The 25,506-nt window shown below is 58.8% G+C and carries 28 protein-coding genes; 26 read left to right on the forward strand and 2 right to left on the reverse strand.

The window, feature by feature from the left end:
- From AKU79_RS13195 to AKU79_RS13220, 6 genes are all read left to right on the forward strand, one after another.
- Positions 1-693, forward strand: coding sequence for a GDSL-type esterase/lipase family protein (locus AKU79_RS13195; protein ID WP_050524061.1), 693 nt, complete (start codon positions 1-3; stop codon positions 691-693).
- Positions 690-1,328 (forward strand): nucleoside triphosphate hydrolase, encoded by a 639-nt coding sequence (locus AKU79_RS13200; protein ID WP_082224046.1) that lies wholly within the window; start codon positions 690-692, stop codon positions 1,326-1,328. Before AKU79_RS13195 ends, AKU79_RS13200 begins: the two co-directional genes overlap by 4 nt.
- Positions 1,329-1,335: 7 nt before the next feature.
- A complete protein-coding gene (tkt, locus tag AKU79_RS13205; protein ID WP_050524062.1) occupies positions 1,336-3,342 on the forward strand; it encodes a transketolase in 2,007 nt (668 codons plus the stop codon).
- Between the two features lie 18 nt (positions 3,343-3,360).
- On the forward strand, positions 3,361-4,305 hold the full coding sequence (gene tal / locus AKU79_RS13210; protein WP_050524063.1) for a transaldolase: 945 nt from the start codon (positions 3,361-3,363) through the stop codon (positions 4,303-4,305).
- A gap of 422 nt (positions 4,306-4,727) precedes the next feature.
- Complete coding sequence (locus AKU79_RS13215) at positions 4,728-4,937, forward strand: helix-turn-helix domain-containing protein (RefSeq protein ID WP_050524064.1); 210 nt, start codon at positions 4,728-4,730, stop codon at positions 4,935-4,937.
- 76 nt (positions 4,938-5,013) lie between these two features.
- The gene (locus AKU79_RS13220) at positions 5,014-5,214 is read left to right on the forward strand and encodes a hypothetical protein (protein WP_050524065.1); all 201 of its coding nucleotides are present in this window, start codon (positions 5,014-5,016) and stop codon (positions 5,212-5,214) included.
- Here AKU79_RS13220 and AKU79_RS13225 read toward each other — a convergent pair.
- Positions 5,208-5,786 carry a hypothetical protein gene (locus AKU79_RS13225; protein ID WP_050524066.1) on the reverse strand — a complete coding sequence of 193 codons (579 nt, stop codon included), beginning with the start codon at positions 5,784-5,786 and terminating at the stop codon, positions 5,208-5,210. The genes AKU79_RS13220 and AKU79_RS13225 overlap by 7 nt on opposite strands.
- A 132-nt stretch (positions 5,787-5,918) precedes the next feature.
- Between AKU79_RS13225 and AKU79_RS13230 the strand changes: the two genes are divergently transcribed.
- From AKU79_RS13230 to AKU79_RS13320, 19 genes are all read left to right on the forward strand, one after another.
- Positions 5,919-6,233: a hypothetical protein gene (locus AKU79_RS13230; RefSeq protein WP_050524067.1), complete on the forward strand. Its 315-nt coding sequence runs from the start codon at positions 5,919-5,921 to the stop codon at positions 6,231-6,233.
- Positions 6,205-6,870, forward strand: coding sequence for a lytic transglycosylase domain-containing protein (locus AKU79_RS13235; RefSeq protein ID WP_231580184.1), 666 nt, complete (start codon positions 6,205-6,207; stop codon positions 6,868-6,870). Before AKU79_RS13230 ends, AKU79_RS13235 begins: the two co-directional genes overlap by 29 nt.
- Before the next feature lie 16 nt (positions 6,871-6,886).
- On the forward strand, positions 6,887-7,168 hold the full coding sequence (locus AKU79_RS13240; protein WP_050524068.1) for a TrbC/VirB2 family protein: 282 nt from the start codon (positions 6,887-6,889) through the stop codon (positions 7,166-7,168).
- 15 nt (positions 7,169-7,183) lie between these two features.
- Positions 7,184-7,462, forward strand: coding sequence for a type IV secretion system protein VirB3 (locus tag AKU79_RS13245; protein WP_038070148.1), 279 nt, complete (start codon positions 7,184-7,186; stop codon positions 7,460-7,462).
- Positions 7,437-9,830: a VirB4 family type IV secretion/conjugal transfer ATPase gene (locus AKU79_RS13250; RefSeq protein WP_197087336.1), complete on the forward strand. Its 2,394-nt coding sequence runs from the start codon at positions 7,437-7,439 to the stop codon at positions 9,828-9,830. The genes AKU79_RS13245 and AKU79_RS13250 overlap by 26 nt, the downstream gene beginning before the upstream one ends.
- Positions 9,827-10,036, forward strand: coding sequence for a hypothetical protein (locus AKU79_RS13255; RefSeq protein WP_050524069.1), 210 nt, complete (start codon positions 9,827-9,829; stop codon positions 10,034-10,036). Before AKU79_RS13250 ends, AKU79_RS13255 begins: the two co-directional genes overlap by 4 nt.
- Entirely contained in the window at positions 10,033-11,145 is a 1,113-nt protein-coding gene (locus tag AKU79_RS13260) for a lytic transglycosylase domain-containing protein (protein ID WP_050524070.1), read from the forward strand. The genes AKU79_RS13255 and AKU79_RS13260 overlap by 4 nt, the downstream gene beginning before the upstream one ends.
- A complete protein-coding gene (locus AKU79_RS13265; protein WP_050524071.1) occupies positions 11,142-11,909 on the forward strand; it encodes a type IV secretion system protein in 768 nt (255 codons plus the stop codon). The genes AKU79_RS13260 and AKU79_RS13265 overlap by 4 nt, the downstream gene beginning before the upstream one ends.
- 8 nt (positions 11,910-11,917) lie before the next feature.
- Positions 11,918-12,343 carry a hypothetical protein gene (locus AKU79_RS13270; protein ID WP_082224047.1) on the forward strand — a complete coding sequence of 142 codons (426 nt, stop codon included), beginning with the start codon at positions 11,918-11,920 and terminating at the stop codon, positions 12,341-12,343.
- Complete coding sequence (locus tag AKU79_RS13275; RefSeq protein ID WP_050524072.1) at positions 12,344-13,357, forward strand: type IV secretion system protein; 1,014 nt, start codon at positions 12,344-12,346, stop codon at positions 13,355-13,357.
- Between the two features lie 17 nt (positions 13,358-13,374).
- Entirely contained in the window at positions 13,375-14,055 is a 681-nt protein-coding gene (locus tag AKU79_RS13280; RefSeq protein WP_050524073.1) for a virB8 family protein, read from the forward strand.
- 5 nt (positions 14,056-14,060) lie between these two features.
- The gene (locus tag AKU79_RS13285; RefSeq protein ID WP_050524074.1) at positions 14,061-14,783 is read left to right on the forward strand and encodes a TrbG/VirB9 family P-type conjugative transfer protein; all 723 of its coding nucleotides are present in this window, start codon (positions 14,061-14,063) and stop codon (positions 14,781-14,783) included.
- A 2-nt stretch (positions 14,784-14,785) separates the two neighbouring features.
- Positions 14,786-16,210: a TrbI/VirB10 family protein gene (locus AKU79_RS13290; protein WP_050524075.1), complete on the forward strand. Its 1,425-nt coding sequence runs from the start codon at positions 14,786-14,788 to the stop codon at positions 16,208-16,210.
- Between the two features lie 100 nt (positions 16,211-16,310).
- The gene (locus AKU79_RS13295; RefSeq protein WP_050524076.1) at positions 16,311-17,288 is read left to right on the forward strand and encodes an ATPase, T2SS/T4P/T4SS family; all 978 of its coding nucleotides are present in this window, start codon (positions 16,311-16,313) and stop codon (positions 17,286-17,288) included.
- Between the two features lie 205 nt (positions 17,289-17,493).
- Positions 17,494-18,579 (forward strand): DNA sulfur modification protein DndB, encoded by a 1,086-nt coding sequence (gene dndB / locus AKU79_RS13300; RefSeq protein ID WP_050524077.1) that lies wholly within the window; start codon positions 17,494-17,496, stop codon positions 18,577-18,579.
- Positions 18,576-20,024: a DNA phosphorothioation system sulfurtransferase DndC gene (gene dndC, locus AKU79_RS13305; protein ID WP_050524078.1), complete on the forward strand. Its 1,449-nt coding sequence runs from the start codon at positions 18,576-18,578 to the stop codon at positions 20,022-20,024. The genes dndB and dndC overlap by 4 nt, the downstream gene beginning before the upstream one ends.
- Positions 20,021-21,961 carry a DNA sulfur modification protein DndD gene (dndD, locus tag AKU79_RS13310; RefSeq protein ID WP_050524079.1) on the forward strand — a complete coding sequence of 647 codons (1,941 nt, stop codon included), beginning with the start codon at positions 20,021-20,023 and terminating at the stop codon, positions 21,959-21,961. The genes dndC and dndD overlap by 4 nt, the downstream gene beginning before the upstream one ends.
- Positions 21,961-22,335 (forward strand): DNA sulfur modification protein DndE, encoded by a 375-nt coding sequence (gene dndE, locus AKU79_RS13315; protein WP_050524080.1) that lies wholly within the window; start codon positions 21,961-21,963, stop codon positions 22,333-22,335. Before dndD ends, dndE begins: the two co-directional genes overlap by 1 nt.
- Positions 22,332-23,504, forward strand: a complete 1,173-nt coding sequence (locus tag AKU79_RS13320; protein WP_050524081.1) for a cysteine desulfurase family protein — start codon at positions 22,332-22,334, stop codon at positions 23,502-23,504. The genes dndE and AKU79_RS13320 overlap by 4 nt, the downstream gene beginning before the upstream one ends.
- 2 nt (positions 23,505-23,506) lie before the next feature.
- Here the strand turns inward: AKU79_RS13320 and AKU79_RS13325 are convergent, their stop codons facing one another.
- The gene (locus tag AKU79_RS13325) at positions 23,507-24,757 is read right to left on the reverse strand and encodes an HNH endonuclease family protein (protein WP_050524082.1); all 1,251 of its coding nucleotides are present in this window, start codon (positions 24,755-24,757) and stop codon (positions 23,507-23,509) included.
- Positions 24,758-24,939: 182 nt separating this feature from the next.
- On the opposite strand from AKU79_RS13325, the gene istA reads away from it, so the two are divergent.
- A partial coding sequence (gene istA / locus AKU79_RS13330) for an IS21 family transposase (protein ID WP_156209753.1) occupies positions 24,940-25,506 on the forward strand: 567 nt, incomplete at its 3' end.

Below are 25,506 nucleotides of genomic sequence, written 5' to 3' on the forward strand. Positions count from 1 at the left end.
ATGCGTCGCACAATTCTAGTCTACGGCGATTCCAACACGTTCGGTCTCAAGCCTCTACGTTTCGAAGGGGACATTGAACGGTTCGCTTCCTACGCGCGTTGGACTTCTCTCCTGCAGGTCGATTTAGGCTCGGATTTTGAGGTGGCGGTCTCTGGTTTGTGCGCACGTACCACCATCCATGACGACACTGTCGAGGGGAATGACCGCTCAGGTTTGCGACTGCTCCCAACGACAATGGAATGTCATCGCCCCATTGACCTCCTTCTCATCATGTTGGGTACAAACGATCTGAAAGAGCGTTTCAAGCTTTCGCCCGAAGACATTGCAGCGGGGGTAGAACAGCTGTGTTTGAAGGCGCGAGAGACAGGCTTCTTGACGACCAATCTGTCATGTAACCTTCTCATCATTTCTCCTCCCGTCATACTCGAAACTGGTGTTCCGGCGGATAATTTTCTTGGAGGCGCGGCAAAGTCATTAGGTTTGGCGTCCGCCTACGCAGATGTCGCAATACGCGTCGGTGCCAGGTTCCTCAATGCTGCTGATTTTATCGAGAGTGACCCTCTTGATGGCGTCCATTTGTCAGCCGCGGCGCATGCGACACTCGCACGTAAAGTTTCATCCGTGATCTCGCCGCTGTTGCGAAAAGACCCCGATACCAAAGAACCTGAGAACGCCGCCGAGGCCCGGACATGACAGTCAACGATACGAACTCGATACGTGCAGTCGTTAGCCTGCTAGAGGCATTGGTGGCTCAGAAGCCTCGGATTATAGTTGCAGTAGTTGGTCCCCCGGCCACCGGCAAATCGACCTTCGCCGAGGCACTTAACGAAGAGATCAACACTGAAAATTCTCTGAGCGCAAAGATTGTTCCGATGGATGGTTTTCATTTGGACAATGTCCAGTTGGATCGGCTTGGTCTGAGATCAAAAAAGGGGGCGCCAGAAACCTTTGATTTTGATGGTTTCCAATTGCTTCTCCGCCGGATCAAAGATCTTAGTAACCCCATTTATTACCCTCTTTTCGACCGGTCCCTAGACAAGGCAATCGGGGGTATGGGTGTGCTCTTCCCCGAGACAAACATTGTTATTGTGGAAGGTAACTACCTGCTCCTTGATGAGGACCCGTGGCGCGAACTACGACAGCTGTTCGACTACAGTATTTACCTCGAAACGCCGCTTGACGTGTTGGAAGAACGTTTGATCCAGCGATGGATCGACAACGACCACACCGAAGCTGAAGCCCGCGAAAGAGCGCTTTCTAACGACATTCCAAACGCGCGTCGGGTTGTTCAGAACACCCTTCCCGCGACAACAACACTAAGGCTGTAAACCGACCATGCTTGACACCGATGTAGATCTTAAGGCGTGCGCGAACTTGATACGTGGGCTCGCTATTGATGCGGTTGAAGAAGCCGGGCATGGACATCCCGGAGCTGCCATGGGTATGGCAGATATCGCTGCGGTTCTTTACGCCAAACATCTTCGTTTCGATGGAACCTCTCCTGGCTGGCATGATCGTGACAGAGTGATCCTCTCGAACGGTCATGCCTCCATTTTTTTGTATGCCCTCCTTTATCTGACCGGTGTACCCGGGGTGACTCTGGACGACATCAAAGCTTTCCGCAAAGCGGGCTCAATCACACCCGGCCATCCAGAAGTTGGTCATACGCCCGGTGTAGAGGTCACGACCGGACCACTAGGTCAAGGACTCGGTATGTCCGTTGGCATGGCTATCGCCGAGCGTCGCCTTCGTGACGAGTTTACGGCGGATATCTGCAACCACAGAACTTGGGTTTTTGCGGGCGATGGCTGCCTGATGGAAGGCGTAGGCCAAGAAGCCGCATCTCTTGCCGGCCATCTTGGCCTTGGACATCTCAATGCCCTTTATGATTGCAACAAGATCACCATTGATGGCGGAACTGAGCTTTCATTTACCGAAGACACGGCTGCGAAATTCAAGGCTATGGGATGGCATGTCGTCGAAGCATGTGGCCACACCCATACTGAGATCGACGATGCAATTGCGGCAGCCAAGGCGGAAACCTCTAAGCCCTCCTTGCTGATTTTTAGAACCACCATCGGATGTGGTGCCCCAACAAAGGCGGGGACATCTGGTATTCACGGATCCAAGCTGGGTGCAGAAGAAGCGGAGGCCGCAAAAGCAGGTCTCGGTTTGCCCGCAGAGCCGTTCGAGATCGACGAAGCCGCGCTGGCCGTTTGGCGTTCTTTTGGAATGGTCGGCAAGAAAGATCATGAGGCATGGCAGTCGCGACTGGAGGAATTGGCACCTGACTATGCTGCTGAATACCACCGCCGCGTGGGCGGTGAATTGCCAGATTCATTTGCTCAAACCGTTGCCAATGCGAAGCGCGCATGGGCCCAAGAGCCTCAGAAAGTCGCGACCCGAAAAGCCAGCCAAATGGCGCTGGACGTGCTGACCGAGTTGCTCCCGGAGATGATCGGTGGATCGGCGGACCTGACAGGTTCTAATCTCACAAAAACGCGCGCGACAAACGTCGATTTCACAGCGGCTCAGTCAGGCCGCTATGTGAACTATGGGGTTCGTGAATTTGCTATGGGTGCAGCGCTAAACGGCATCGCCCTGCACGGAGGGTTCATACCGTATGGCGGGACGTTCCTCGTTTTCTCCGATTATATGCGCAATGCCATACGTCTGGCCGCCCTCATGAAGTCAAAGACCCTGTTCGTCATGACACATGACTCCATTGGCTTGGGAGAGGACGGACCAACGCACCAGCCGATTGAGCATCTTGCTAGTCTGCGTGCGATACCGGGCCTGAACGTGTTTCGCCCTGCTGATCTTGTTGAAACGCTCGAGTGTTACGAGGCTGCATTGAAGCTCGATGGTCCATCGCTCTTCGCCTTCTCTCGCCAAACCTCCCCGGCGATCCGCACGCAACATGTTGATGATAATCTGTCGGCAAAAGGAGCCTATGTCCTCCACGAACCTAAGGGAGCCCGCGATATCACACTAATCGCCACAGGCACCGAAGTCGCGATCGCGCTTGAGGCGGCAAAGATGCTCGAAGACCAACAAGTTCATGCAGCGGTCGTTTCGATGCCCTGCTGGAACCTCTTTGATGCGCAACTCTACAATCACCGCGCTGACACGCTCGGTCATGGCCCAAGACTTGCCATTGAGGCCGCAAGCACTTTCGGATGGGAAAGGTATGTTGCGCAAACTTCTGATGTGATCGGCGTCAACGACTTTGGTGCCTCTGCAAGCGCCGAAGAACTCTATACGCAGTTTGGTCTGACCCCAGAGAAGATCACAGAGCGGGCGTTGATCAAACTCGACCGTACGAAACCCACAACCCAGTGAGCTTGAAAGGCCGATCCTATGCCGAGTGCCCTCCAACAACTCCAAGAGATGACAGTCATCGTTGCTGATACGGGCGACGCTGCTGAGATTGCCAAACATAAGCCCGTTGATTGCACCACTAACCCTTCGCTTGTTTTGGGAGCGCTAGACAGTCCGGCTACGGGCGATCTGATCGCGACAGAAGTCGCGACGGCGAAGGCAAAAGCTTTCGATGCGGCAGCTCTTTGCGATACTTTGACCGTGGCAATCGGCGCAAATCTGGCCTCGCTGGTTCCGGGCCGTGTCTCCACAGAGGTCGATGCGCGTCTCTCTTTTGATGTCGATGCTTCGGTTCGTCGCGCGCACGGCATCATTACTGACTATGACCGCCGCGGCGTGGCAAAAGATCGTGTCCTGATCAAACTTGCCTCGACATGGGAGGGCATCAAGGCTGCCGAGCAGCTTGAGCGTGACGGGATCAACTGCAATCTCACTCTGCTATTCTCGCTTGAGCAGGCCAAGGCCTGCGCCGACGCAGGCGTGTTCCTCATCTCCCCGTTTGTTGGGCGCATCACCGATTGGTTCAAGAAGGCCCACGGCATCGAGCACTACGCGCCTGACGAAGATCCCGGAGTTCAGTCGGTTCGTGAGATCTATCACCACTACAAGGCTCATGGGATCAAAACGGTCGTCATGGGGGCGTCCTTCAGAAGCGCCGAACAGGTAAAGGCGCTTGCGGGGTGCGACCGCCTAACGATCTCACCAAAGCTTCTGTCCGAGTTGGGCGCAGATGATGGAGACCTCCCACGCACTCTCTTCGAAGACACGACCGTTCCAACAAAGGCCGAGGCGCTGCAAGAAGCTGACTTCCGTTGGGGTCTCAATGGAAACGCAATGGCGACAGAGAAGCTCGCCGAAGGCATCCGCAACTTCGACAAGGACCACCAGAAGCTCCTGAAAATCCTAACAGATAAGCTCTCATAACGCGCTGCCGATTGGTGCACAGTTGCAAGATGAAGATCGGTCATGGCGGCTGTGTTGTTTGTCTGTGCCCCTTTGCAGCCAGATGCCAATAACTGCGTTCAATGCAGTTCAGAGCAGGTTCCAAGAAAGTCATAAGCAAGATTATCCGAGTTTGGCGAACACCAAATTTCCCTGTAGAATTCGTCCTCTACAACCTCCCTGTGGACGACCAACTGGCGGCACCGGTATTGCCGGTGCCGCCCTTTTCCGAAAGAACGATTGAACGGCCCATAATGTTAGCGAGACGGATGATCCCGTGACCTGCGTATCGGCAGGCATCCCATTTCGGCGATCTCGCGCCGCTACAAGATTTCTTCTCTGCACTTCCGAATGTAACATATATCGCGTGGCGATATTTCGCGCACCGTGTCCGTTTCGCGGGCATGAACTTGCGGGACCGTGTAGCACTGAACATCCAGGACTTGAGACGCGCCCGCGGCCTCAGCCAAGAGGAGCTTGCTCATCGGGCCGAAGTGAGCCGCGGCCATATGGGCAAGGTCGAGAACGCCAAGTTCGCCGCCTCCCTCGACCTTCTCGAACGTATCGCCAAAGCGCTGAACGTAGATCCAGAAGAGCTCTTTACAAAACGCTAGCCAGTATTTGCCAGCCCGTGATGCGTCCTGGAGCGGAACGTCTCAAAGGGTAGTCAAATGGAGTGCAGAGAGTTCAATGGGTAAGAAGAAGACAGGCTGGCCCTTCCAAGACGGGTTTCTGCACGACGGGGTGCATGAGCTTCACCTATTCACCGATTATCGTTGGAATGATGGCTCGGTGAGTCGCCGCTGGCATGTCGATCCGGAACGCTTTGATGCTTGTCTGGCCGAGCTGCGCCCAGTTTCCCTGAAGGCATCGGACCCTTCGGATCAGTAGAAAAACCACTCCGAATGGCCCATGTTGCCCTCAAAGTCACCGAACTCGACCATGATGCTGCGGGCATAAAAGTGCCATAAGCCTCCGCCGCTTGGGTAGGCGATCTCCTGCCCGCTTTCCGAGACGAATGTCGCGGGCCAGGGGGTGTGGGAGCCGTAGACCCGCTGGATGTAGCGGCAGGTCCGGTTCTCGCGATCGCAGGAGCGGATCGACCAATCCCACTGGCGCGGCTCGTCGCGCGGCTCGTAGGAGCGCCCAGTGAACCATATCACATGGGTCCGGTTCAGCCATTCGTATTCCGGCAGATTGGTGTCGAGCTCGCCCTCCCCACCGGGCCCGCCCAGCTCAACCGGCACATGGGCGAAGGTGCAGACCCCGAAGGGCGGCAGGCTCGGCCAGGGCGTGATACGGCGGATCATGGTGCGATAGGCGCGGGCACAAACGGCGCTCGGGGGGAAGCCTCCCGCCATGCAGAGCATGATGGCGCAGTCGATGTCATAGGCTTGCGCCTTCTCAGGGGCTCCGAACACCGCCATCACTCCCATTGCAGCTGCCATCGCCTGTCGTTTCATTTCGCTCTCCCGCAAAAGTTGCGGCAACTATCGTGCAATATGTATTTATCTGCAATATGTCGTATTGACTCTATATGACTTTATGGCCTTAGTGTCGTGAAGTAGAAGGGCTCTCGTGGGGAGAGTCCGAACATGCCGATAGCGCGCAACCAGATCCTGATCACCATCGATGGTGTCAAAGACTTGTCCGAAAAGGGCATCGCGTTCCGCTGCCGGTATGAACTCGTGGGGTTCACGGACGATGGCAAGCCGCGCTACCAGTGCATCTACCTGCGCGAGGGCGAGCCGGAAGCCATTCTGGTCTCGACCCGGATCACCCCACACGGGCCAGAGCCGCGGTATTTCAACATTTGGCCGGGGCTCTTCAAACATCATCTCGAGTTCGGTGACGGGCGCGATCTGCGCTTTGGTCCTGACTATGAGCTCACCCTCGAGGAGCGCGGCTGACGTCATCGCCTTTGGCCGTGACGGGGCGGCCCGGACATCCGGCTGGACCTTTCATGGCGAACGACCCGCCTGGGCAGGGCTGCATGATAGCACTGAGGCCGAAGTCGTTCTGGCCTCGCTGGACGCCACGCCGCCTTCCAGTCGCGACGGCATCCTCTCCCTGATCCGGACGACTGCCGTCCGCCACCAGGGGAACCGCGCCCTGCGTCAAGTTGGGCTGACTGCCGACGACTGGCAGGTCTTGTTCCGCGCCTTGGTCGAGGCTGAAAGCAGCTACAACCCGACCGCTGTCAGCCCCAAGGGCGCCGACGGTTTGGGGCAGTTGATGCCGGACACGGCCCGCGCGCTCGGCGTCGATCCGCGCGATCAGTCCCAGAACCTCGATGGCGCCGCACGCTATCTGCTCGCGCAGCTTGCCTCATTCAAGGACATCGATCTGGCGCTCGCGGCCTATAATGCCGGGCCGCACCGGGTGGTCGAGTATTCCGGCATTCCACCCTTCGCCGAAACCCGCGACTACATCGCGCGAATCCATCGGATCCGGTCCCGGCTGGCAGGCACGCCTGTGTCCGCTCCGGACATCCGCGTCGCAGACCAGGTTCCAGCCCGCGCGCCCGTCCTCATCGATCTTCAGTAAAACAAGGGAACTTCGCATGCACAGACATCGCCTCTGCCGCCTCTTGCCCATCGCCACAACCCTGGCGGCTTTCGCAAGCCCTGCCTTCGCGCAGGACTTGTCACCGATCCAGACCATGTTGGAAACCGTCGAGGCCGCGCTGACCGGTCCCATCGGGATCGCGGTCGCCACGCTTGCGGTCATCGGCACCGGCTTCATGTGCATGATGGGACGGCTGAACTGGGGCTGGTTCGCCTCGGTCATCATCGGGATCGTGCTGATCTTCTCGGCCGGCACCATCGTTGACGGCTTCTCCTGAGAACCGAGTACAGCAGTGGCAGAACGATCCCCCCTCTTTCTGGGCCTCGCCCGACCGCCCAAGTATCTGGGCCTCCCTGTCGGATACCTCGTGGTGCTGGCGACCGGGGTCGTTCTGCCGTTCATCTGGACCAAGTCGATGGTGTTCTTCCTGATCGGCCTTGTCGCCTATCCGATCCTCTGGTTCGTTGCTGACCGCGAGCCGCATTTCTTCGAGGTCCTACGCGTCTCCTACGGATCGGTGCGCCCGACGAAGAACCGGGCCCTGCATGGAGGCGACAGCTTTGGCGCTTGATGCGGGCACACTTTCCACTCACGGAACCGCTCTGTTTCAAGCGGGCGGCGGGGAGTTCGCGCGGGAGAGCTATCTCGCCGAACACCTGCCGTATTTTGCCCTCGCCGATGACGATGTCATGGTCCTGCGCGAGGGCGATCTGATGGCGACCCTGCGCCTTGATGGTCTGAACCCGATGACAACTGAGGACGCCCGGCTCGACGCGCTCAAACGCGCGGTCGCCGCCATCGTCGCCCAGACCGGCAACGCCTTCGGGTTCTACATCCACCGGATCTCGGTCCCGCAGGATCTCGGCATGCGCGCGATCGAGGAAGACAGCTTCGCCGCCGCGATCGACATGCGCTGGCAGACCCATGTCAAAGACCTGCGCCCAGCCAAGCGCCAGCTCTATCTCAGCGTCATCCGGCGGCCCGACATTTCGGCGCGCATTCCGCTCCTGCGCGCGCTGGCCCGTAAGGCCTGGGTCAAGGACCGCGCGACACGCCTGCAGGAACTGAACGAAGTCATGGGCTTCTTCGAGGTGGCGCTTGCCTCGGCCAATCCCGTCAGGCTCACGAAGTCGGGCGGTGAATGGCTGGGCTATCTCAATACGCTGAACGCAGGCAGCTTCTCCCCCATTGCCTTCGGGCAAAGCGCTCTGCCTCTGTCGCACACCCTGAGCAATTGCCGTGCGACCTTCGATGGCGATGTCGTCACCCTGACCGACGCCGTGACCGGTCAAGTCAAATACGGCGCGCTATTCTCGATGAAGACTTATCCGGCGCTGACAGACGTCACGCTGCTCGACGCGCTCGACCTGCCGCTCGACATCGTGCTGACGAACTCCTTCAGCCCGATCCCGAACAACATCATGGCCGAACGCATCCAGCGGATCATCCGCCAGATGCACGCCTCAGACGATGCCGCCGTGTCCCTGCGCGAACAGCTCGGCCAGGCTGCCGACGATCAGGAGGCAGGACGCATCGCGTTTGGCGACCATCACCTCTCCATCGCGGTGTACGCGCCGGACCGCGGCACGCTTGAACGGGCAGCCGCCCAGATCAAGCGCGTCGGCCAGGAGATCATGTCCGTCATCGTCCGCGAAAACATGGCGCTGAAGGCCACCTACTTCGCACAATCCCCCGGCAATTTCGGCTATCGCGCCCGCAAGACGCCGATCTCCTCGATCAACTTCGCCGACTTCGCGGCCCTCCATGGCAGCGTCGAAGGGCGTGGCCCGGACCAGTCTCCCTGGGGTCAGACCATTTCGGTCCTGCCGACGGTCGGCACCTCGGGCTATCGGTTCAATTTTCACGAGGCGGGCAGCCCCGGCAAGGAACCAACGGTCGGCCATACGCTTGTGCTCGGGCGCACCGGCACCGGCAAGACGCTCACCACCGCCTTCCTTGCGGCTCAGGCGCAGCGGGTCCGTGCGCGGCTCTTCTTCTTTGACAAGGATCGCGGCCTGGAAATGGCCGTCCGCGCCCTCGATGGCCGCTACAATGAAATCCGGGCCGGTGTGCCGACAGGCCTGAACCCGCTCGCCACCGAGACCGACGAGCGCGGCCGCGCCTGGCTCTCGGATTGGCTTGCGACCCTTCTCACGCGCAATGGCACGCTGACGGGCGAACAATCCCGCCATATACAGAGCGCGGTCGGCCAGAACGCCGATGCGGGCGCGGCCCTGCAGCGCTTCGCCAATTTCGAGACGCTGTTCCAGTCGCTTGACGATGATGGCGAGTTGCAAAGCCGCGTCGCCGAATGGGCGCCGGGCGGGCGCTACGGTTGGGTCTTTGACGAACCCGAACGCGGCACGAGTCTCAAGCTCACGGGCGACATCGTCGGTTTTGACATGACCGAGATCCTTGACATGACCACTGAGCGAATGGCGGTCCTCTCCTACATCTTCCGCCAGATCGAACGCGTGGTCGAAGACCGCCGTCCCACCATCATCGTGCTCGACGAAGCCTGGAAGCTGTTGGACGATCCATATTTCGGGGCGAGACTCGAGAACTGGCTGGTGACGCTTCGGAAGATGAACTGCGTGGTGATCATGATGACGCAATACCCGAGCCAGTTGCGCGACAGCCGCGTCGGCAAGACCATCGTCGAGACGGTGCCGACCCAGATCCTCTTTCCGAACGATCGCGCCACCATCTCGGATTACGACTTCCTGCGCGTCAACGCCAAGGAAGCGGCTCTCCTCGTCCAGCCCACCATCGGCCAGCGCATCGCGCTTGTGCGCTCGGCGGGCGACAGCGTCTTCGTCGATGCCGATCTCTCAGCGCTCAGAGACCTCCTCCCCATCCTTGGCGGCGGCGCCACCGGCGAGGCCCGCGTGCCTGCCGATTGGCGCGCCAACCCCGATTTCTGGAGACATGTGATATGAGTTCAAAACCTCTCCTCGCGCTTTGCGCGGCCGCAAGCCTTCTCACCGCTTGCGAGAAATACACCGAGAAAACCTCGCCCTGCTTCGGACGCAATGGCGAGCCGCAGGTGACGCGCTCGACCCTCTCCTTCTCGACCATGGGCGCACCGGTGCAGGAGACGGCCAAGCCCGACTGCACCTTCGAGCCCCTGCCCCGTCCGGAATGAGCCGTGCCGCGATCATATCCGCCGGGCTCTGCCTCGGCCTCAGCGCCTTGCCCGCGCATGCCCAGGGCGTGCCGACGCAGGACAATTCCGCGATCGGCCGCGCCATCGCGCGGGTGACAGCACTCGCCGAGGATCTGGGCGTCCAGCGGGACAAGGATCGGACCGAGTCCACCTTGGCGGACGTGCAGGCCGACCAACTCCGCATTCTCGAGGAGATGACTGCCGCGATCACCGGCCCCGGCTTCGACATCCGCGCGCTCGAGGGCAATGCGGATTTCGGGGTGGCGGCGGTCTATCCCAATACCGATCCAAATCCGATGAACAGCCGTCTCTTCGGCGAAGGCCGTGAGACCGTCGAGATGATGATCGTCGAGGTCGCGGGCGAGTTCGCAGGTGCCCCCGGTGTGGCCCGCGCAGGTCTCTCGGCCACCCAGTGGCGCTGCCTCTTCCAGGCCCTGATCAAGCAGGAGAGCCGCTTCAACGTCGCGGCACAAAGCCCGGTCGGCGCCTATGGTCTGACCCAACTCATGCCCGGCACCGCCTCCGATTTTGGAGTCGACCGCTATGACGTGAAAGACAACCTGCGCGGCGGCGCGCGTTACATCACCACCCAGCTCAACCGCTTCGGCAATATCCCCCATGCGCTCGCGGCCTATAACGCGGGGCCGGGCCGGGTCATCGAATATGGTGGCGTGCCGCCCTTTGCCGAGACCCAAGGCTACGTGCGCAACATCTCGAAGTTCTACAACGAGTACCTCGCGGTCGTGGGCGGCGCCGACGCGCTCGGCACGCTCTCGCCCTCGGACTTTGCCCTCGCCGAATATGCCAGCATCTCAGAGGCGGGCGTCTATTACGCCGCCGACAGTTCGGCAACGACCGAACAGGTCATCAATCGTCTGCGTGCCATCATCCTGCAGATCGACGCGCAACCCAATGCCAAGGCGGCCTGGGAGCTCAACACCTATGCCAAAGCCGAGATCGGCCGCATCCTCAACCTTCGCGTCCGGCTGATGGCCGCCAACCAGCAGCGCGAGGCGGCCTATGCGCAGCACCTCGTCGCCGACCGTCGGGCCGAGCGCGACTTCATGCAGATGGGAGTTCCCGAATGAGACAGCTTTTCCTGACCGTGGCCGCGGTCGCCACACTCGGGTTTGCCTCGCCCGCAACGGCCCAGGGCGTACCAACCTTTGATGGCTCGCAGCTTGGTCAACTCGTGGCCCAGCTCGAGCACATGGCCGAGGACCTGAACGTCCAGATGCAGCAGCTCGCGACCATGCGGCTGGAACTGGAAACCCAGCTGTCACAGCTCACGAACCTCGAGGCGCAACTGACCTCGCTCATTGAGGGCAGCGGTCTTGGTGAACTTTTCGCCACGGTCGACGAGTTCCGCGCGCTGCGTGGCAAGCTTGTAGCCCCGCTCAACACCGCGCAGTCTTTGGCCAGCGGCGATTTCCTGAGCGGCTTCAATCCCGGCGCAGAACTCTCGGCCTCGGTCGAGCGGGTTTTGTCTGGCAGCGGTTTCACCTCGGAGCGCCTGAGCACGCTCTCGGGCTCCGATCAGCCCGCCGACAACCGCATCGCCACCTCGGCCGGGGCCAGCGCCATGCTCTCCGTCGCGGCGCAGGAAAGCCATGAGGAGGCGGGGCAGAGCCTCGAACGGCTCGAGACCATGGTCGGGCTGATCGATGATCAGGACGGGCTGAAGGCTGCCGTCGATCTCAACACCCGCGTCACCGCCGAGCTCGGCATCATCCTGACCCAGATCTGGCGGCTGGAAGCGGCGCAAGGCGTCAGTGCCGGCCAGCTTGGCGTCGTCGATGCCGCGACCCTCGCAGATGAACGCAAGTTCCGCTCGATGGCGGTGGACCCATGAGGATGTCCATGACCCACAGCTCGGTATCAATTCGGTCTCTTTGTCTCGCCGCGCTCGTCGTGAGTGCCCTGCCCTGTGCCGCGCTGGCCCAGGCCCCGAGCACGAACTCGTCCGGCGACACACCCTTCAGCTCGATGGCCATCGCGCGGGACGAAGCCAATGAATGTCGTGTTCCGAAACCACCCGCCGATCTGGCCGAGACCGCCTATCTCCGCAACGGCTACCGCGCGATCCTGCGTATTCTGATTGCCGAGGAGGCGCTCGCCTCGGAAACCTGCACCTGCCTGCTGGATCAGTTCACCTGGGATCAGGCGCTCACCGCCCTGCCCCGGTTCCAGACTTCGGACAACCCGCGTCTACCCTTCAATGTGCTCGAGCTCTACGCGCAGGCCGACGCGCTCGAGGCACAAGTTTTGGAGGCTTGTGCCGAGTAGATGGGGATCATTCGCGACATTCTGAGCCAGGTCGACGCCGCAGTGGATACCGTGGCGCAGGACGGCTTTGTCTCCTCGGCGGGCGCCGTCGGCGACGTGATCTCAGCGGGCGCCGCGCTCCTTGTCGTGCTCCTCGGGATCAACGCGGTGATGCAACTCCGCCCCCTGCCCTTCGGCACCGGCTTTGCCTTCGGCATGAAGATCGCGCTCGTGGGGATCTTCGCGCAGAGCTGGGACAATTTCAGCATCATCTATGACATCGTCACGCGCGTGCCCGACTCCGTTGGCGCCTCGATCCTGGCGCTCACCGGCTCGGGCGACGAAGCCGGGGTCTATGAGAGCCTCGACAACATGGTCGCCCGCATCACCGCCTATGGCGATACGATCGGCGACCGCGCGGGCTGGGTCTTTGGGGCAGTGCTGGGGGCGATCTTCTTCGTCCTTTCCGCCGTCTTTGCCGCCGTCACCGCCGGGATCATCGCTTTCGCCCGCATCGTCTTCGCATTGATGATCGTGATCGCCCCCTTCATGATCGTGACCTCGCTCTTCAAACCGACCCAGTCCCTCTTCGAGGCCTGGACCCGCGCCACCATCGGCTATGCGCTTATGCCGATCGCCGCTGCCGGGGCCGCGGGCATCATCGTCGCCATCGCTGAGGCCATCGGGGATGCTTCCGCCGATCCGGGCGATGTCGAGACCGTCAGCCTCATCCTGCCCTTTCTCGTGATCCTCATTCTCAGCGCCGGGATCATGGCCTCGGTGCCCTACATCGCCTCCAACCTCACCGGCGTTGTCGGCATTGCCTCGAATGCCGTGGGCTTGACCAGCCTCGCGCGCCAGGGGTTCGTGAACACGCGCCAGTATGGCACCGGCGCGACCTCCCGCCTCTTCACCGGCAAGTCTCCGCACGAGCTGAACCAGATGGCGAACGCGGGCGTGGTCAAAACCGGCGAGATGATCCGGCAAAGCCCCGGCGCGCTTCTCTCCGCCGCCAAGGCCTTCCGCAAACCCTGATGTGAAAGACGACGACTTTGAAGAAGCTTGTGACCAGTTCCGCGAACCACGACCGCGACGCTTTCGAGGCGGATTTCATCTACGGGCCAAGGCGGCGCGAGCGCTTTGCGTGGTTCGTCGCGGCGGCGGGCGTGCTGGTCGGCGTGGCTGGCATGGTCGCGGGCGCGAGCCTCTTTCCCCTCAAGACGACCGAGACCTTCGTGGTCGTCGTGGACAAGGAAACCGGCGAAATGGACCGGGTCGCCGCCGTCCAGGCGCTGACGCTTTCCGAGAGCGACGCCATCATCCAGGCCAATCTCGTGGCCTATGTGGATGACCGCGAGACCTATGACCTGACCGATGGCGAGCAGCGTATCAACTCGGTCCTCGACCGCTCGGATGGCGATGCCGCCCGCACTCTGCGTGATCTCTGGTCCTCCACCAACGAAGACTACCCGATCACCGTCTATGGCCGCGACGCCAAGATCGAGGTGGTGATCAAATCGGTGAACCAGATCGAGCGCGGCGTGGCCCAGGTCCGTTTCACCCGCACGCTGCGCCGTCCCCGCGACACCCGCACCGTGACGCGCTCTTACGTGGCCACCGTCGGCTACGACTTCCAACCCGAAACCCGCCAGCGCCTTCAGGACGTCTGGGCCAACCCCTTGGGCTTCGTGGTGACCTCCTACCGCGTCGACGCCGAGACCCTGGAGAATTGACCAAGATGAACTCCCTGTCCGCGCTCCTTCTGGCGCTTGCCCTTCCTGTTGCTGCACTTGCCGAAGCCACGCCGCAAGGCGGTCCGCTCGATATCCGCATCCGCACCGCCGTTTACAATGAGAACCAGGTCTACCGGATCGAAACCGATCTTCGGCATTCGACGACGATTCATTTCGGGGCGGGTGAAAGGTTCGAGGCGGTGATCGTCGGCGACACCGAAAGCTTCCAGGTCGATCCAATCCCCGAGCTTGGCAATGTGCTGACCATCAAGCCGCATGTGGCGAATGCCTCCACCAACATGACGGTGATCACCAACCGCCGCACCTATTCCTTCCATCTGCGCGAAGGCTCGATACCGAACCGCACCGGCATGTTCTTCGAGGTGCGCTTCCGCTACCCCGACGAGGAGCGCCGCGCGGCGGGTGCGACCCAGCCCAAGGGCTTTGAGGCCCCGCGCAACTACAACTACCGCGTCTCGGGAGAAGGGGATTTCCGCCCCAGCCATATCTATGACGACGGGCGCTATACGTATTTCGTGTTCCCGGAAAACGCCCGTCAGCCCGCCCTCTTCAAGGCCGATGACCAGGGTCGCGAACGCACGGTGAACTGGACCCAGCAAGGCAACACGGTCCGGGTGCTCGGGGTGAACACCTATTGGACGCTGCGCATTGGCGATGAGGCGATCTGCGCCTGGCGCGACGAGAGCGCCATCTATGTGAGCAACTGACCATGGCCGATCAAACCCCTCCCGATCTTCAGGACCGCCTCGATCAATTCAGCCAGCGCGGCAAATCCAAACGCCGGGGCAACGGCCTCGGGGTCGGCGCACTCGCCGCTGCCCTCGCCCTCGGCGGGGCCGGGGTCGCGTATTTCCTGGCCACCGGTCTGCAGGAGGGCGACAGCGCACTCGAGACCTCCGATGTCGAGACCTTCCAGGACCGCCGCCCCGGCACCGGCGGGCGGCTGGAGTTCCCGCCCGATGAGACCGAGCAACGGGTCAACGATGCGCTGATTGCCGTGGAGGAAGCGCTTGATGTGCCCGCCGCCCCTGCCCCGGAACCGAGCGCCGAAGTGCTGGCCGAGATCGCCAAGCTCCGCGAGGCCCTCGCCGCCAGCCAGGCCGCGCGCAACTCGGAAATCCAGTCCGCCGTCGCGGACCTGCGCGAAGCCTTCGACGAACAGAAGGCGGCTTTGGAAGCACTTATAGCGGAGAAGGAGGCCGAGTTGGCCAACCTGCAGCGCCAGACCGAGACCCGCATCGAAGGGCTGCAGGCCATGCTTGATGCCGAACGAGCGCAACGCGAGGGGCTCGAGGCCGAGCTCGACCGCGAAGGGCTGATCGCCGATCAGCGCCTTCTCGAAGAACGCCGCCGCCAGGAAGAGGAACAACGCCAGCGCGAAGCAGAACGGGTCGCCGAGGAACTACTGACCGCGCAGATCAAATCCCCCGCCGTGGTCTACGCCGATGGTCCACGTGGTGGCCAAAGTGGCGCGGCGGTTGCCGATCCTGCTGCCGCTGGCACTGGCGGGCCAGCCCTCTCGGGAAATGAGCAGTTCCTGCAAAGCGCGCGCCCACTCGAAGTGCAGGAGGCCGCGCGCCTCACCCATCCCGAGCGCACCCTGACCCAAGGGTCCGTCATCCAGGCCGCGCTCCAGACCGCCATCAACAGCGATCTGCCGGGCTCCGTCGTCGCGGTCGTCTCCGAGCCGGTTCCGGCGTTTTCCGGGGACCGGATCCTGATCCCTCGGGGTTCCCGTCTTTTCGGCCAATACCGCTCCGGCATCGAGATGCACCAGAAGCGTATCCTGATCCTCTGGACCCGCGTCCTGACGCCTGACGGCACCTCGATGGAAATCGCCGCCGTGGGCGGCGACCAGCTCGGCCGCTCGGGCCTCACCGGTCTTGTCGACACCAAGTTCGCCGAGCGCTTCGGCGGGGCGGCACTGATTTCCGTGATCGGTGCGGCACCGGCCGTGGCGGCGGAGAGTGCCAACAACGAAACCACCAGCATCGTTCTGGGCGATGTCGGTAGCGACCTGCAGGACGCAGTCGGATCGGTCATTGCCGATCAGGTCTCGATCGCGCCGACCATCTATGTCGATCAGGGTGCCTCGGTCACCGTGCTCGTGGATCGGGATATAGTGATTTATTGATTAGGGGGTTTGTTTTCTTGATCGAAAAGGCTTGTCGAAAAACGCGTTCGAGCGGCAGCGAGAGGCAGCGATTTTCGACACTACATAAAACGAACACCCAATGACAGAAAGCCCAGCCTCATACCTCGAGCGCTATCTCGACCCGTTCCGCGACCTTCTGCGACGCGATGACGTGGTCGAGATCGCGATCAACCCGGATGGAAAGGTCTGGCTCGAGGTCGCGGGCGACGCCACCATGCGCCACGAGGGCCAGACCGTGGATCGCACCACCGCCCTCAACATGGCCCAGACCATCGTCGGCGATGCCAAGGCCCGCGTCTCAGAAAAGAACCCGCTCGTCTCCGGCAAGGTGGAATATGCAGGCCGTCCGCTTCGGGTCCAAGTTGCCGTGCCACCCGCCATCGATCGCGGCGCCTCGATCACCATCCGCCTCTTCGCTTCGGGCAGCGTCCGGGACTACGCTCCGGCCTATCTCTTCGGAAAGGCCGTCTCGCTCGATGCGCTCCGCGCCGAGAAGATGAAGAACATTGCCAGTCTGGCAGAGGAGAGCCTTGGAGCGGCGCTGCAAACCCTGGTCGAGGCGCGGCTCAACGTCCTTGTCAGCGGCGGCACTTCGACCGGCAAGACCACCTTCGCAAGGCACCTACTGACCCATGTCAATGAGCACGAACGGCTGATCACCATCGAAGACGCCTTTGAGCTGTTCCCCGGCCAGCTGAACACCGTCGCGCTCCTGGCCGACCGCGGCGCTGGCTCACAACGCAGCGCCAACGCCCTCCTGCAGGCCTCCCTCCGCATGCGCCCCGACCGGATCATCGTCGGCGAGTTGCGCGGTGCCGAAGCCCTGACCTATCTCGAGGCGATCAACACCGGCCATGGCGGCTCGGTCTCCACAATCCACGCCGAAACCGCAGAACTTGCCATAGACCGGCTGGCGATCATGGTGCTGCAGGCTGGCACGCCGCTGACCTTCGCCGAGGTGCGGGAATACATCCGGAAATCCATCGATGTGATCGTGCAGCTGGGACGAGCAGAGGGGAAGCGGGGGATTACGGAGTTCTATCTGCCGGGAAAGTGAGACAGCTCGCCGTGCAGAAGCAATCATGCAGAAACCGCGGCGCTGTGGCCATCGCGGTGTCTACGGTTCGGGGAAAGCTCGACGACGCGCAGCAACAGGCGGCACGCACCGTCAATTCGCATCTGCCAAATCGAGACGATCAAAAATCAGATACAAGTATAGACTTCCAGTCTAACTTCCACTAACTTCCGACTAGGAGGTATCCATGGCAAATGAACTGACCTTTGAAGCGATCCGGGGTGTGCAGTCTCGCACTGCCTACTACACCGTAATGGTGCCGATGAAAATGGTTCCACGCCTCTTCATCTTCGATGGAGATGGTTTGCCGCCTGACCTACGTGCACAACGTGTACTGTCGAAATCAAGGGTTCCGCAAATTGCGAGCTATCTAGCAGAAAATTGGGATAATTACATACTATCTTCCCTTTGCGCTTCGGTAGATGGAGACCTCACGTTCACGCCGGCCAGCCGCGATGGTGCGCTTAGAAATGTCGGCACCCTCAGCTTTGCAATGGATGCGCGCATCATATTGAACGACGGTCAGCATCGCCGCGCAGCAATCGAAGACGCCCTGAAGACCCGACCTGCCCTAGAGAACGAGACTATTTCGGTCGTAGTTTTTGCGGATCGCGGGCTGGAAAGAAGCCAGCAAATGTTTTCTGATTTAAATATGAACGCAGTAAGACCCTCGAATTCACTCAATATACTTTACGACAAGCGCGATCCACTTGCGGGACTATCTGTTGAAGTGTTTCGTCAGGTCCCTTTCTTTAATCGTTTTCTCGAACTTGAAAAAAAATCACTCTCAAACCGAACAACGAAACTTTACACGCTGTCGAGTTTGCAGCAAGCGCATGAGTGGATGGTTGGCCCTGCGGCTGAACGCTTTGGCTCATCTACGCTCGACTACGTCGTACAATTCTGGAATGCGCTTTATGATATTATGGATGACTGGCAGAGGCTAGACGGAGGTAGTCTGAATGCACATGACCTTCGACAGAATACGGTACACTCCCATGGTGTTCTGTTACAGTCCTTCGGCGTTCTCGGAGGGTCGTTAATTGATGCCTTTCCTGATACATGGCCCGAAAAACTCCAATCACTGTCATCCTTGGACTGGTCGCGACGCAATGCCACCCTTTGGGAAGGCAAGGTAATGAATGACGCGCGTATGAATGGGCAACGCAGAAGCGTTCTACTTGGCGCAGCGGTTTTGCTCGAGACAGTCGGTTTGCCATTGGAACCCAGAATGAAAGCTGCGATCGACGCACAGGGCCAGGTTGCGGCATGAACACAGACAAAAATGCAAATTCGCCAACCGCGCCACTCACCTTCGACGCGCTAGAAGAACGGATCCGGGTCGCCTACTGTAACGACAATCGGCCTTGGGTCATTGGATATAGCGGCGGGAAGGATTCGACATGCGCACTGCAGATGATCTGGCGCGCGCTGCAGGCACTACCAGAACCAGAACGGCAGAAACCGATTTACGTATTAAGCTCAGACACATTGGTGGAAACACCCGTGATTGTGGACTATATTGATGAGGCACTTGCGAAGATCAATAGCTCCGCCAAGGCACAAGGCATGCCAATTACGGCACATAAGGTCGTACCCGATATTGGCGATAGCTTTTGGGTCAATCTCATTGGACGCGGCTATCCTGCGCCTTCGCGGCGTTTCCGCTGGTGTACCGAGCGTCTGAAAATTGACCCCGCGAATGCATTTATAAAAAGTCGAGTCGCAGAATTTGGCGAAGTAGTTATGGTCCTCGGTGTTCGGAGCGCAGAAAGCGCAACACGAGCGCAAGTAATGGCGCTACACAAATTGGAAGGCAGCCTCTTTTCACGCCATTCATCGCTATTGGGCGCTTTTGTCTTCACGCCTATTGAAGCGCTATCAGTTGATGATGTCTGGGATTACATCCTGCAAACACCCGCCCCTTGGGGAGCCGACAACCGCCAACTGCTCAAAATGTACCGGAACGCTCAAGCAGGTGAATGCCCGCTCGTGGTAGATAAGAACACGGAGAGCTGTGGCAACTCGCGATTTGGCTGTTGGGTGTGCACTGTCGTGACTAAAGACAAGGCCATGGAAGCTATGGTCGACAATGGCGAGGAATGGCTCGAACCACTATTAGACGTCCGTGATTTCTTGGCGGAAACACTCGACCCGGAACGCAAGAAAGTTGTGCGTGACTTCCGCAGGAGAACTGGACGCGTCACACTCAACCGCTCTGGCGACGGTTTGGTCCCGGGCCCCTATAAATTCGAGTTCCGCCAGGAAGTTTTGAAGCGGTTGTTGGAAGCCCAGAAGGAGGCTTCCAACCTTGTTGTGGACGAGCCAGCGCCAACGCTTATTCATGAGGCTGAAATTCACGAGATCCAGCGCATCTGGCGCAGAGAACTAGGAGATTGGGGGAACACGGCATATAGGATCGTCAAAGAAGAACTTGGCAATGACCTTTACGCCCAGAAAGCGGACGACTTCGAGTTTTCGTCAAGAGACGGCGACATCTTGCGTCAGGTTTGCGATGAGCATGAAATCTCATTGCAACTATTGAGTGAGCTGCTCGATGCGGAACGATCTGTTCAAGGCATGCGTCGCCGGACGTCCATTCATAACCGGATCGCCAGCATTCTCGAGAAAGAGTGGCGTTCGGAAGAAGAAGTGCTGGCCGATTTGGAAATAGATACCGAAGAAGGCGAATCTTCGGAAGAAGGGCTAGTCAGATGAAATTCCGTGAAATAGCCTTGGAAAATGTTGGCCTCTACGTAGGAAAGCACACTTTTGATCTGGAGACTGCGCCCTCAGAAGGAGCTAATGTGGTTGCCATTCTTGGGCACAATGGCGGCGGCAAGACCACTTTTCTCGACGCGATCCGACTGGCTCTATATGGCCGTAGATCACTCGGTCCAAGAACCGCTCAATCGACATATGAAAATCATCTTCTAAGAAAAATCAGTGCAACAGCTTCGTCTCGTGAGGCTGCAATCACACTTTCATTTGTGAGAGTAGAGAACGGACGGGATATTTCATACGAAATTACAAGAGCTTGGTCAGCAAGAGGCAAATCAATCGTTGAAACGTTAGACCTTGTCAGGGAAGGTCAGCCGATTTCCGACCTGGACCGCACTGAGTACGCCCAGTACGTAGAAGACCTTGTTCCATTTGGTCTCTCTCAACTGTTCTTCTTCGATGGAGAAAAAATTCAGGAAATTGCGGACGAGGACGGCAGCGTCGGACTGCGAGATGCCATCCGATCTCTTCTCGGGTTGGACATCATTGACCAATTACAAACTGACTTGACGGTCTACACGAGCCGCCGGGCGGATCAAAACACATCTGGCAACATAGAACGCCTACTCGCAGAAAAAGAAACTTTACAAATAGAACTCGCGGCAGAACAAGTTCGCCGTGCCGAACTACAGAGCAGGTGCGATCAAGCAGCCAGGCGCGTTGAGCGATCAGAAGCGGCATACCGTAGCGAAGGCGGCCGACGTGCTCTGTCCCGCGAAGATGCCCTTGCAAGACTTCGTTTGGCCGAAGATGAGCAGGCCGAACTGAGCTCACAGTTAAAGCGCGCGGCGAACGAACTCTTGCCGCTGAGCCTAGCCCCACTCTTGGTACAAAAGCTCCATCATAGGGCCAGTGAGGCGCGCCAGGGAAATCACTCGAATGCCATCCGAAATTTCGTCGATGCATTCGAGAAGCGATGCCGCACCGACAGATCGAAAATGAATATTTGGTCTGACAATCATTTCGATGATCTGCGTTCGGATTTCGACACCGATAGAGGGAGGCAGAATATACACCTCTTTGCCGAGCCTGATTGGATTCTTCAAAGACTCGGCTTGCTCTCTGACGGTCGCCAGAACCTCATGGCACAACTCGCCGCTAAATTTGACCGAAATCGGGAGCTTAAGGCCAAACTCAAGAGAGAACTGGAGGGTTTCGACACGGGACAAGCTGAAAAGGCACTTGCAGATCTGAAAGAAGCTGAGCGCACACTCGGTGGGCTAGAACGTGATCTGGAGTTCCGTGATGAAGCAATCGATCGAAAGTTGCGAGAGCTAGACACGGTTGAGCGTCGTTTCAAGCAGGAGGAAAACGCACTGAAAAAGCTAGCGCAGGAGGAGAGAGGTTCAGCTTTCGCTCTACGTGCTCAGAGCGCGCTCGCTTCTTTTGGCAGCGCATTGTTGAAGGATCGTATCAGCCGACTGCAATCCGAATTCGTCGGATGTTTCAATCGCCTAAGTCGCAAGAAGTCCTTGGTTTCCAAAGTCGAGATCAACCCAACCGACTTTAGCGTAATCCTGATAGGCAGTGACGGCGTTACGATCGAGAAGAGCAGCCTATCAGCGGGCGAACGTCAGATATATGCGATCTCCATGCTTTGGGCGCTCGGTAAAACGAGCGGGCGTCAATTGCCGATCGTGATTGACACCCCGTTCTCGCGGCTCGACCAATCTCATCGGCTCTCGATCGTGCGAGATTATCTGCCAACGGCAAGCAACCAAGTGATCTTGCTTTGCACCGATACAGAGATGACGCCAACTCTTGCTGAGACCCTTACGCCACATATCGCCCGGACCTACAAACTGGAAGCGACTACGGAAGCCAGGAGAACATCCGTCTCATCAGTAAATGACCTGTACGAGGAACTCGTCTGATGCATTTTACAAAACTCAGAGTATCCTCGGAGGCTACTGGTCGCCTGAGAATGCTGAGGCAACGCAGCGGCCTTACGCCAAACCTGTTATGCCGCATGGCGCTAACCTCATCTCTGGAGATGGGTCCAGTGGGCGGAATGGTTGCACCTGAGGAGAGTGGGCAAGAATTCAACGCGTATACTTTGTTCGGATCCGATCAACCCATTTTCCTGTCGCTTCTCTCCCTCGTTGAGACAAGCGATGAACACGAACTCAACGACGAGGAGCTCATACGCCGCCTGCGGTGCCACATAGACCGCGGCATAGGACACATCGCCATCCGCATCGACACACCTGCCGATGCAGCTAGGTTGTTGGCAGGGGAGGCCGCATGACCCAATCTGCAATCTATTTGGATCACAATGCCTCTACACCTGTAGATGAAAAGGTAATCGACAAAATCGTCGCGGCGATGCGCGAGTTGCCAGCCAATCCATCTTCCGTGGACCATCGCGAGGGAGCCGCCGCTTCGGCTGCCGTTGAAGAGGCCCGTGAGCGGGTCGCGAAGGGGATAAATGCCAGGTCGGCCGACATCATCTTCGTAAGTGGTGCGACAGAGGCCAATAATTTGGCAATTGTCGGCACGATGCGAGCTCAAAACAAAACGGGCCGCACCCGGATTGTTACCATCGCAACAGAGCACCCATCGGTGCTCGAAGCAGCCAGAAATACTGGTGCCGGTAATGAGATCGTCGTGCTCGCCGTTGACGACCAGGGACGGATCGACCTCAACTTGCTTGAGTCGGAGCTTAAAAGGGGCACAGCGCTCGTAAGCTCCATGGCCGCAAATAATGAAACAGGTGTCTGCCATCCCCTTTCGGCAATCGGGCGGCTTTGTGAAAAGTACGGCGCACTCTTTCACTGCGACCTCACGCAACTGACGGCATACCATCCCATTGACGTCCAATCGTCTAACATTCACCTCGCGAGCCTTTCCGGGCATAAGATGTATGGCCCCAAGGGAACCGGTGCACTCTATTGTCGCCGCCGACGTCCTCACGTCGCACTAGAACCGATCCTTCGAGGCGGCGGCCAGGAGCGCGGGCTGCGCTCTGGCACTCTCAATACTTCTGGGATCGTCGGGCTGGCGGCGGCTTTCGAGCTGAGAGAACCGCGGCTGAAAATTGCCGCCAATATCGCTGATCTTCGCAACGCTTTGGAACGGCGTCTTGTCCAGGAAACGGGCGCCTTCGTAAATGGTGGCGAGGCTGATCGCTTACCCAATACTCTCAATCTATCGATTCCCGGCATCGAACCTCTTGCACTCATGAGACGGCTGAGTGGGCAGATTACTTTTTCGAGCTCCAGCGCCTGTTCGACAAAGTCAGTAAAAGACTCGCATGTGCTTGAGGCTATGTTTGGCGCAAATACTGAGCGCACGAAATGCGCATTTCGCCTCGGTCTGGGCTTTGGCACTACAAAGGATCAAGTCGAAACTGCCGCAGAACTATTTATCGAAGCGGTTTCCGGCATTCGTCAGGGCCGCGTAGGAAGTGCCGCCTAACTTCAGAAATTTAAGTTGAAGATCCTCATCGCCTGCGTCCTCAAGGCCTCCTGCCGCGCTCTCGCTTGGTCGGCACCCCATTCGTCATTCTCGGCCAAGACTTGATTGATCTGCAGGCGGGACTCCTGCAAAATCGCCCTCTTGTTATGGAAAGGTCTATTGCCCGCCCGGTTGTTCTCATCCTCGCTAAGCAATGTCAGATTTCCAAGCTTATGCAGATGAGGTAGCATCTCCACTCCCGCCTCTTCGGGGTTTTGTGGGCTGACATGCTCCAAAGTCATTGCACGAATGTCGATCGATACATTCGGGGCCATCACAGTTGGTCGGCCGTTTGCTTGGCCGTTGTACCAAGCCGACATGAACTCTGAGATGGCAAGAAGGTACTTAAGCTCCTTCTTGTTCTTGTCGTAGTCCAATCCATCAAGTTGGCGCTCTAGCGCGTCAGTGGTCGCATAGCGATCCAAAAGATCTCTCAAGATTGCCTCCAGATCAGCGAGGCGATACTCGTTTGGAGTATCTCTAATCTTCGTGATCATCGGGCCAATTTTTCTATCGTATTCCGCAATCCTGGCGCGCGCCAACACCCCGTAGCGAAACGCAAACCGCTCAAGGACACACATCAAACGTTCTTGATGGTCTGCGTGAAGACTCTGGGCCGCATAGACGAGAGGGAGGATCCAATGTTGCTTCAAGTCGCGAAGCGTGTAAGCAAGCCGATCCGACATAACCTGTGACAGGTTCAACCCGCCGCCGACGATGTTTCCTTCAGCGAGGGCTCTGATCTTCAACATATCCACTTTGAGAGCTTTAACTCTCTGGACGAGAGCTCTGGCGTCTGCTGCTCCCAGCAGCTCACCGCTCGCGAGCTCCTCAAAGTGCATCGCCTCGAATTCAGTGGATGTGCGGGCGATATTGAAACGCCGACCCGTCCGCGCTTGGTAGGCAAGCACAAGGTAGTCATCGGGATTGGGAGCGATGCCACCTATTTCCCTCCATGCCGCAGCCAGCTGATCTCTCTCCGCCGCTTCTAGCCTTTGACCGGCCCGCTCCATCGTGGTTGCACGAAGAAGATCGCAGTCGCTAACAGGCAGGCCTCTGTTGTTCAGAACTCTAAATATCAGGCTCGCGTGTTCGGGGGCATTTGCCTCTATGTGCACAACTTCCCAGTCCTCGAGGGCGCTCGCGTAAAACTGGTTCAGCGCGTTGAACTCACGCTCATGCGAACCCGTGGCATCCCGGCGTTCCTGAAGCATAGCGAAACATGCTTGATACGCTGCTTGAAGTAGCCGATGCGACGGAGCTGTTGTTTGCACATCATCCCCTGTTGATTGTCATTGAGAACTGACCCGGCACCAGCAGAAATTGTCATTGAGAATTGACCCATGTGTAACCTTGCCCCGGCTTGAATCAGCTGGGGGCGCATGGAGTGATAGACATGGGATTTTTGAGGGTAATTCGGAAATGGGCACTGCGGGATAAGATGCCTATTCGCGAGATCGCGCGGCGGACGGGCGTATCTCGCAACACGATCAAGAAGTATCTGCGGGAGGGGATTGTTGAACCTGCATTTCAGGTGCCAGATCGCCCCAGCAAGCTGGACCCTTATGCTAAGCATCTTACTGCGTGGCTGACGACTGATCAGCGCAAATCACGCAAGGAACGCCGAACGGCGAAGCTGATGCATGCCGATCTTGTAAAGCTTGGATATGACGGTTCCTACGAACGTGTTGCGGCCTTTGTGCGGGAATGGAAGGGTGACCGGCAGCGTGCGCATCACACGACAGATCGTGGGACTTTCGTGCCGCTGGTGTTCGCGCCGGGCGAGGCTTTCCAGTTCGATTGGAGCGAGGACTGGGCCTATGTCGGCGGCGAGCGTATCAAGCTGCAGGTCGCGCATATCAAGCTGTCGCACAGCCGGGCATTTTTGGTGCGGGCCTATCTGTTGCAAACGCATGAGATGCTGTTTGATGCCCACTGGCATGCATTCCGCGTCTTCGAAGGC

It is taken from the genome of Pseudorhodobacter wandonensis, from assembly GCF_001202035.1.
In the GTDB taxonomy this organism is placed as follows: domain Bacteria; phylum Pseudomonadota; class Alphaproteobacteria; order Rhodobacterales; family Rhodobacteraceae; genus Pseudorhodobacter; species Pseudorhodobacter wandonensis.

Excerpts from the sequence above, each read along its gene's own strand:
- AKU79_RS13195 (WP_050524061.1), top strand. The coding sequence starts at position 1 with ATGCGTCGCACAATTCTAGTCTACGGCGATTCCAACACGTTCGGTCTC.
- AKU79_RS13200 (WP_082224046.1), top strand. The coding sequence starts at position 690 with ATGACAGTCAACGATACGAACTCGATACGTGCAGTCGTTAGCCTGCTA.
- tkt (WP_050524062.1), top strand. The coding sequence starts at position 1,336 with ATGCTTGACACCGATGTAGATCTTAAGGCGTGCGCGAACTTGATACGT.
- tal (WP_050524063.1), top strand. The coding sequence starts at position 3,361 with ATGCCGAGTGCCCTCCAACAACTCCAAGAGATGACAGTCATCGTTGCT.
- AKU79_RS13215 (WP_050524064.1), top strand. The coding sequence starts at position 4,728 with ATGAACTTGCGGGACCGTGTAGCACTGAACATCCAGGACTTGAGACGC.
- AKU79_RS13220 (WP_050524065.1), top strand. The coding sequence starts at position 5,014 with ATGGGTAAGAAGAAGACAGGCTGGCCCTTCCAAGACGGGTTTCTGCAC.
- AKU79_RS13225 (WP_050524066.1), bottom strand. The coding sequence starts at position 5,786 with ATGAAACGACAGGCGATGGCAGCTGCAATGGGAGTGATGGCGGTGTTC.
- AKU79_RS13230 (WP_050524067.1), top strand. The coding sequence starts at position 5,919 with ATGCCGATAGCGCGCAACCAGATCCTGATCACCATCGATGGTGTCAAA.
- AKU79_RS13235 (WP_231580184.1), top strand. The coding sequence starts at position 6,205 with ATGAGCTCACCCTCGAGGAGCGCGGCTGACGTCATCGCCTTTGGCCGT.
- AKU79_RS13240 (WP_050524068.1), top strand. The coding sequence starts at position 6,887 with ATGCACAGACATCGCCTCTGCCGCCTCTTGCCCATCGCCACAACCCTG.
- AKU79_RS13250 (WP_197087336.1), top strand. The coding sequence starts at position 7,437 with ATGGAGGCGACAGCTTTGGCGCTTGATGCGGGCACACTTTCCACTCAC.
- AKU79_RS13255 (WP_050524069.1), top strand. The coding sequence starts at position 9,827 with ATGAGTTCAAAACCTCTCCTCGCGCTTTGCGCGGCCGCAAGCCTTCTC.
- AKU79_RS13260 (WP_050524070.1), top strand. The coding sequence starts at position 10,033 with ATGAGCCGTGCCGCGATCATATCCGCCGGGCTCTGCCTCGGCCTCAGC.
- AKU79_RS13265 (WP_050524071.1), top strand. The coding sequence starts at position 11,142 with ATGAGACAGCTTTTCCTGACCGTGGCCGCGGTCGCCACACTCGGGTTT.
- AKU79_RS13270 (WP_082224047.1), top strand. The coding sequence starts at position 11,918 with ATGACCCACAGCTCGGTATCAATTCGGTCTCTTTGTCTCGCCGCGCTC.
- AKU79_RS13275 (WP_050524072.1), top strand. The coding sequence starts at position 12,344 with ATGGGGATCATTCGCGACATTCTGAGCCAGGTCGACGCCGCAGTGGAT.
- AKU79_RS13285 (WP_050524074.1), top strand. The coding sequence starts at position 14,061 with ATGAACTCCCTGTCCGCGCTCCTTCTGGCGCTTGCCCTTCCTGTTGCT.
- AKU79_RS13290 (WP_050524075.1), top strand. The coding sequence starts at position 14,786 with ATGGCCGATCAAACCCCTCCCGATCTTCAGGACCGCCTCGATCAATTC.
- AKU79_RS13295 (WP_050524076.1), top strand. The coding sequence starts at position 16,311 with ATGACAGAAAGCCCAGCCTCATACCTCGAGCGCTATCTCGACCCGTTC.
- dndB (WP_050524077.1), top strand. The coding sequence starts at position 17,494 with ATGGCAAATGAACTGACCTTTGAAGCGATCCGGGGTGTGCAGTCTCGC.
- dndC (WP_050524078.1), top strand. The coding sequence starts at position 18,576 with ATGAACACAGACAAAAATGCAAATTCGCCAACCGCGCCACTCACCTTC.
- dndD (WP_050524079.1), top strand. The coding sequence starts at position 20,021 with ATGAAATTCCGTGAAATAGCCTTGGAAAATGTTGGCCTCTACGTAGGA.
- dndE (WP_050524080.1), top strand. The coding sequence starts at position 21,961 with ATGCATTTTACAAAACTCAGAGTATCCTCGGAGGCTACTGGTCGCCTG.
- AKU79_RS13320 (WP_050524081.1), top strand. The coding sequence starts at position 22,332 with ATGACCCAATCTGCAATCTATTTGGATCACAATGCCTCTACACCTGTA.
- AKU79_RS13325 (WP_050524082.1), bottom strand. The coding sequence starts at position 24,757 with ATGCTTCAGGAACGCCGGGATGCCACGGGTTCGCATGAGCGTGAGTTC.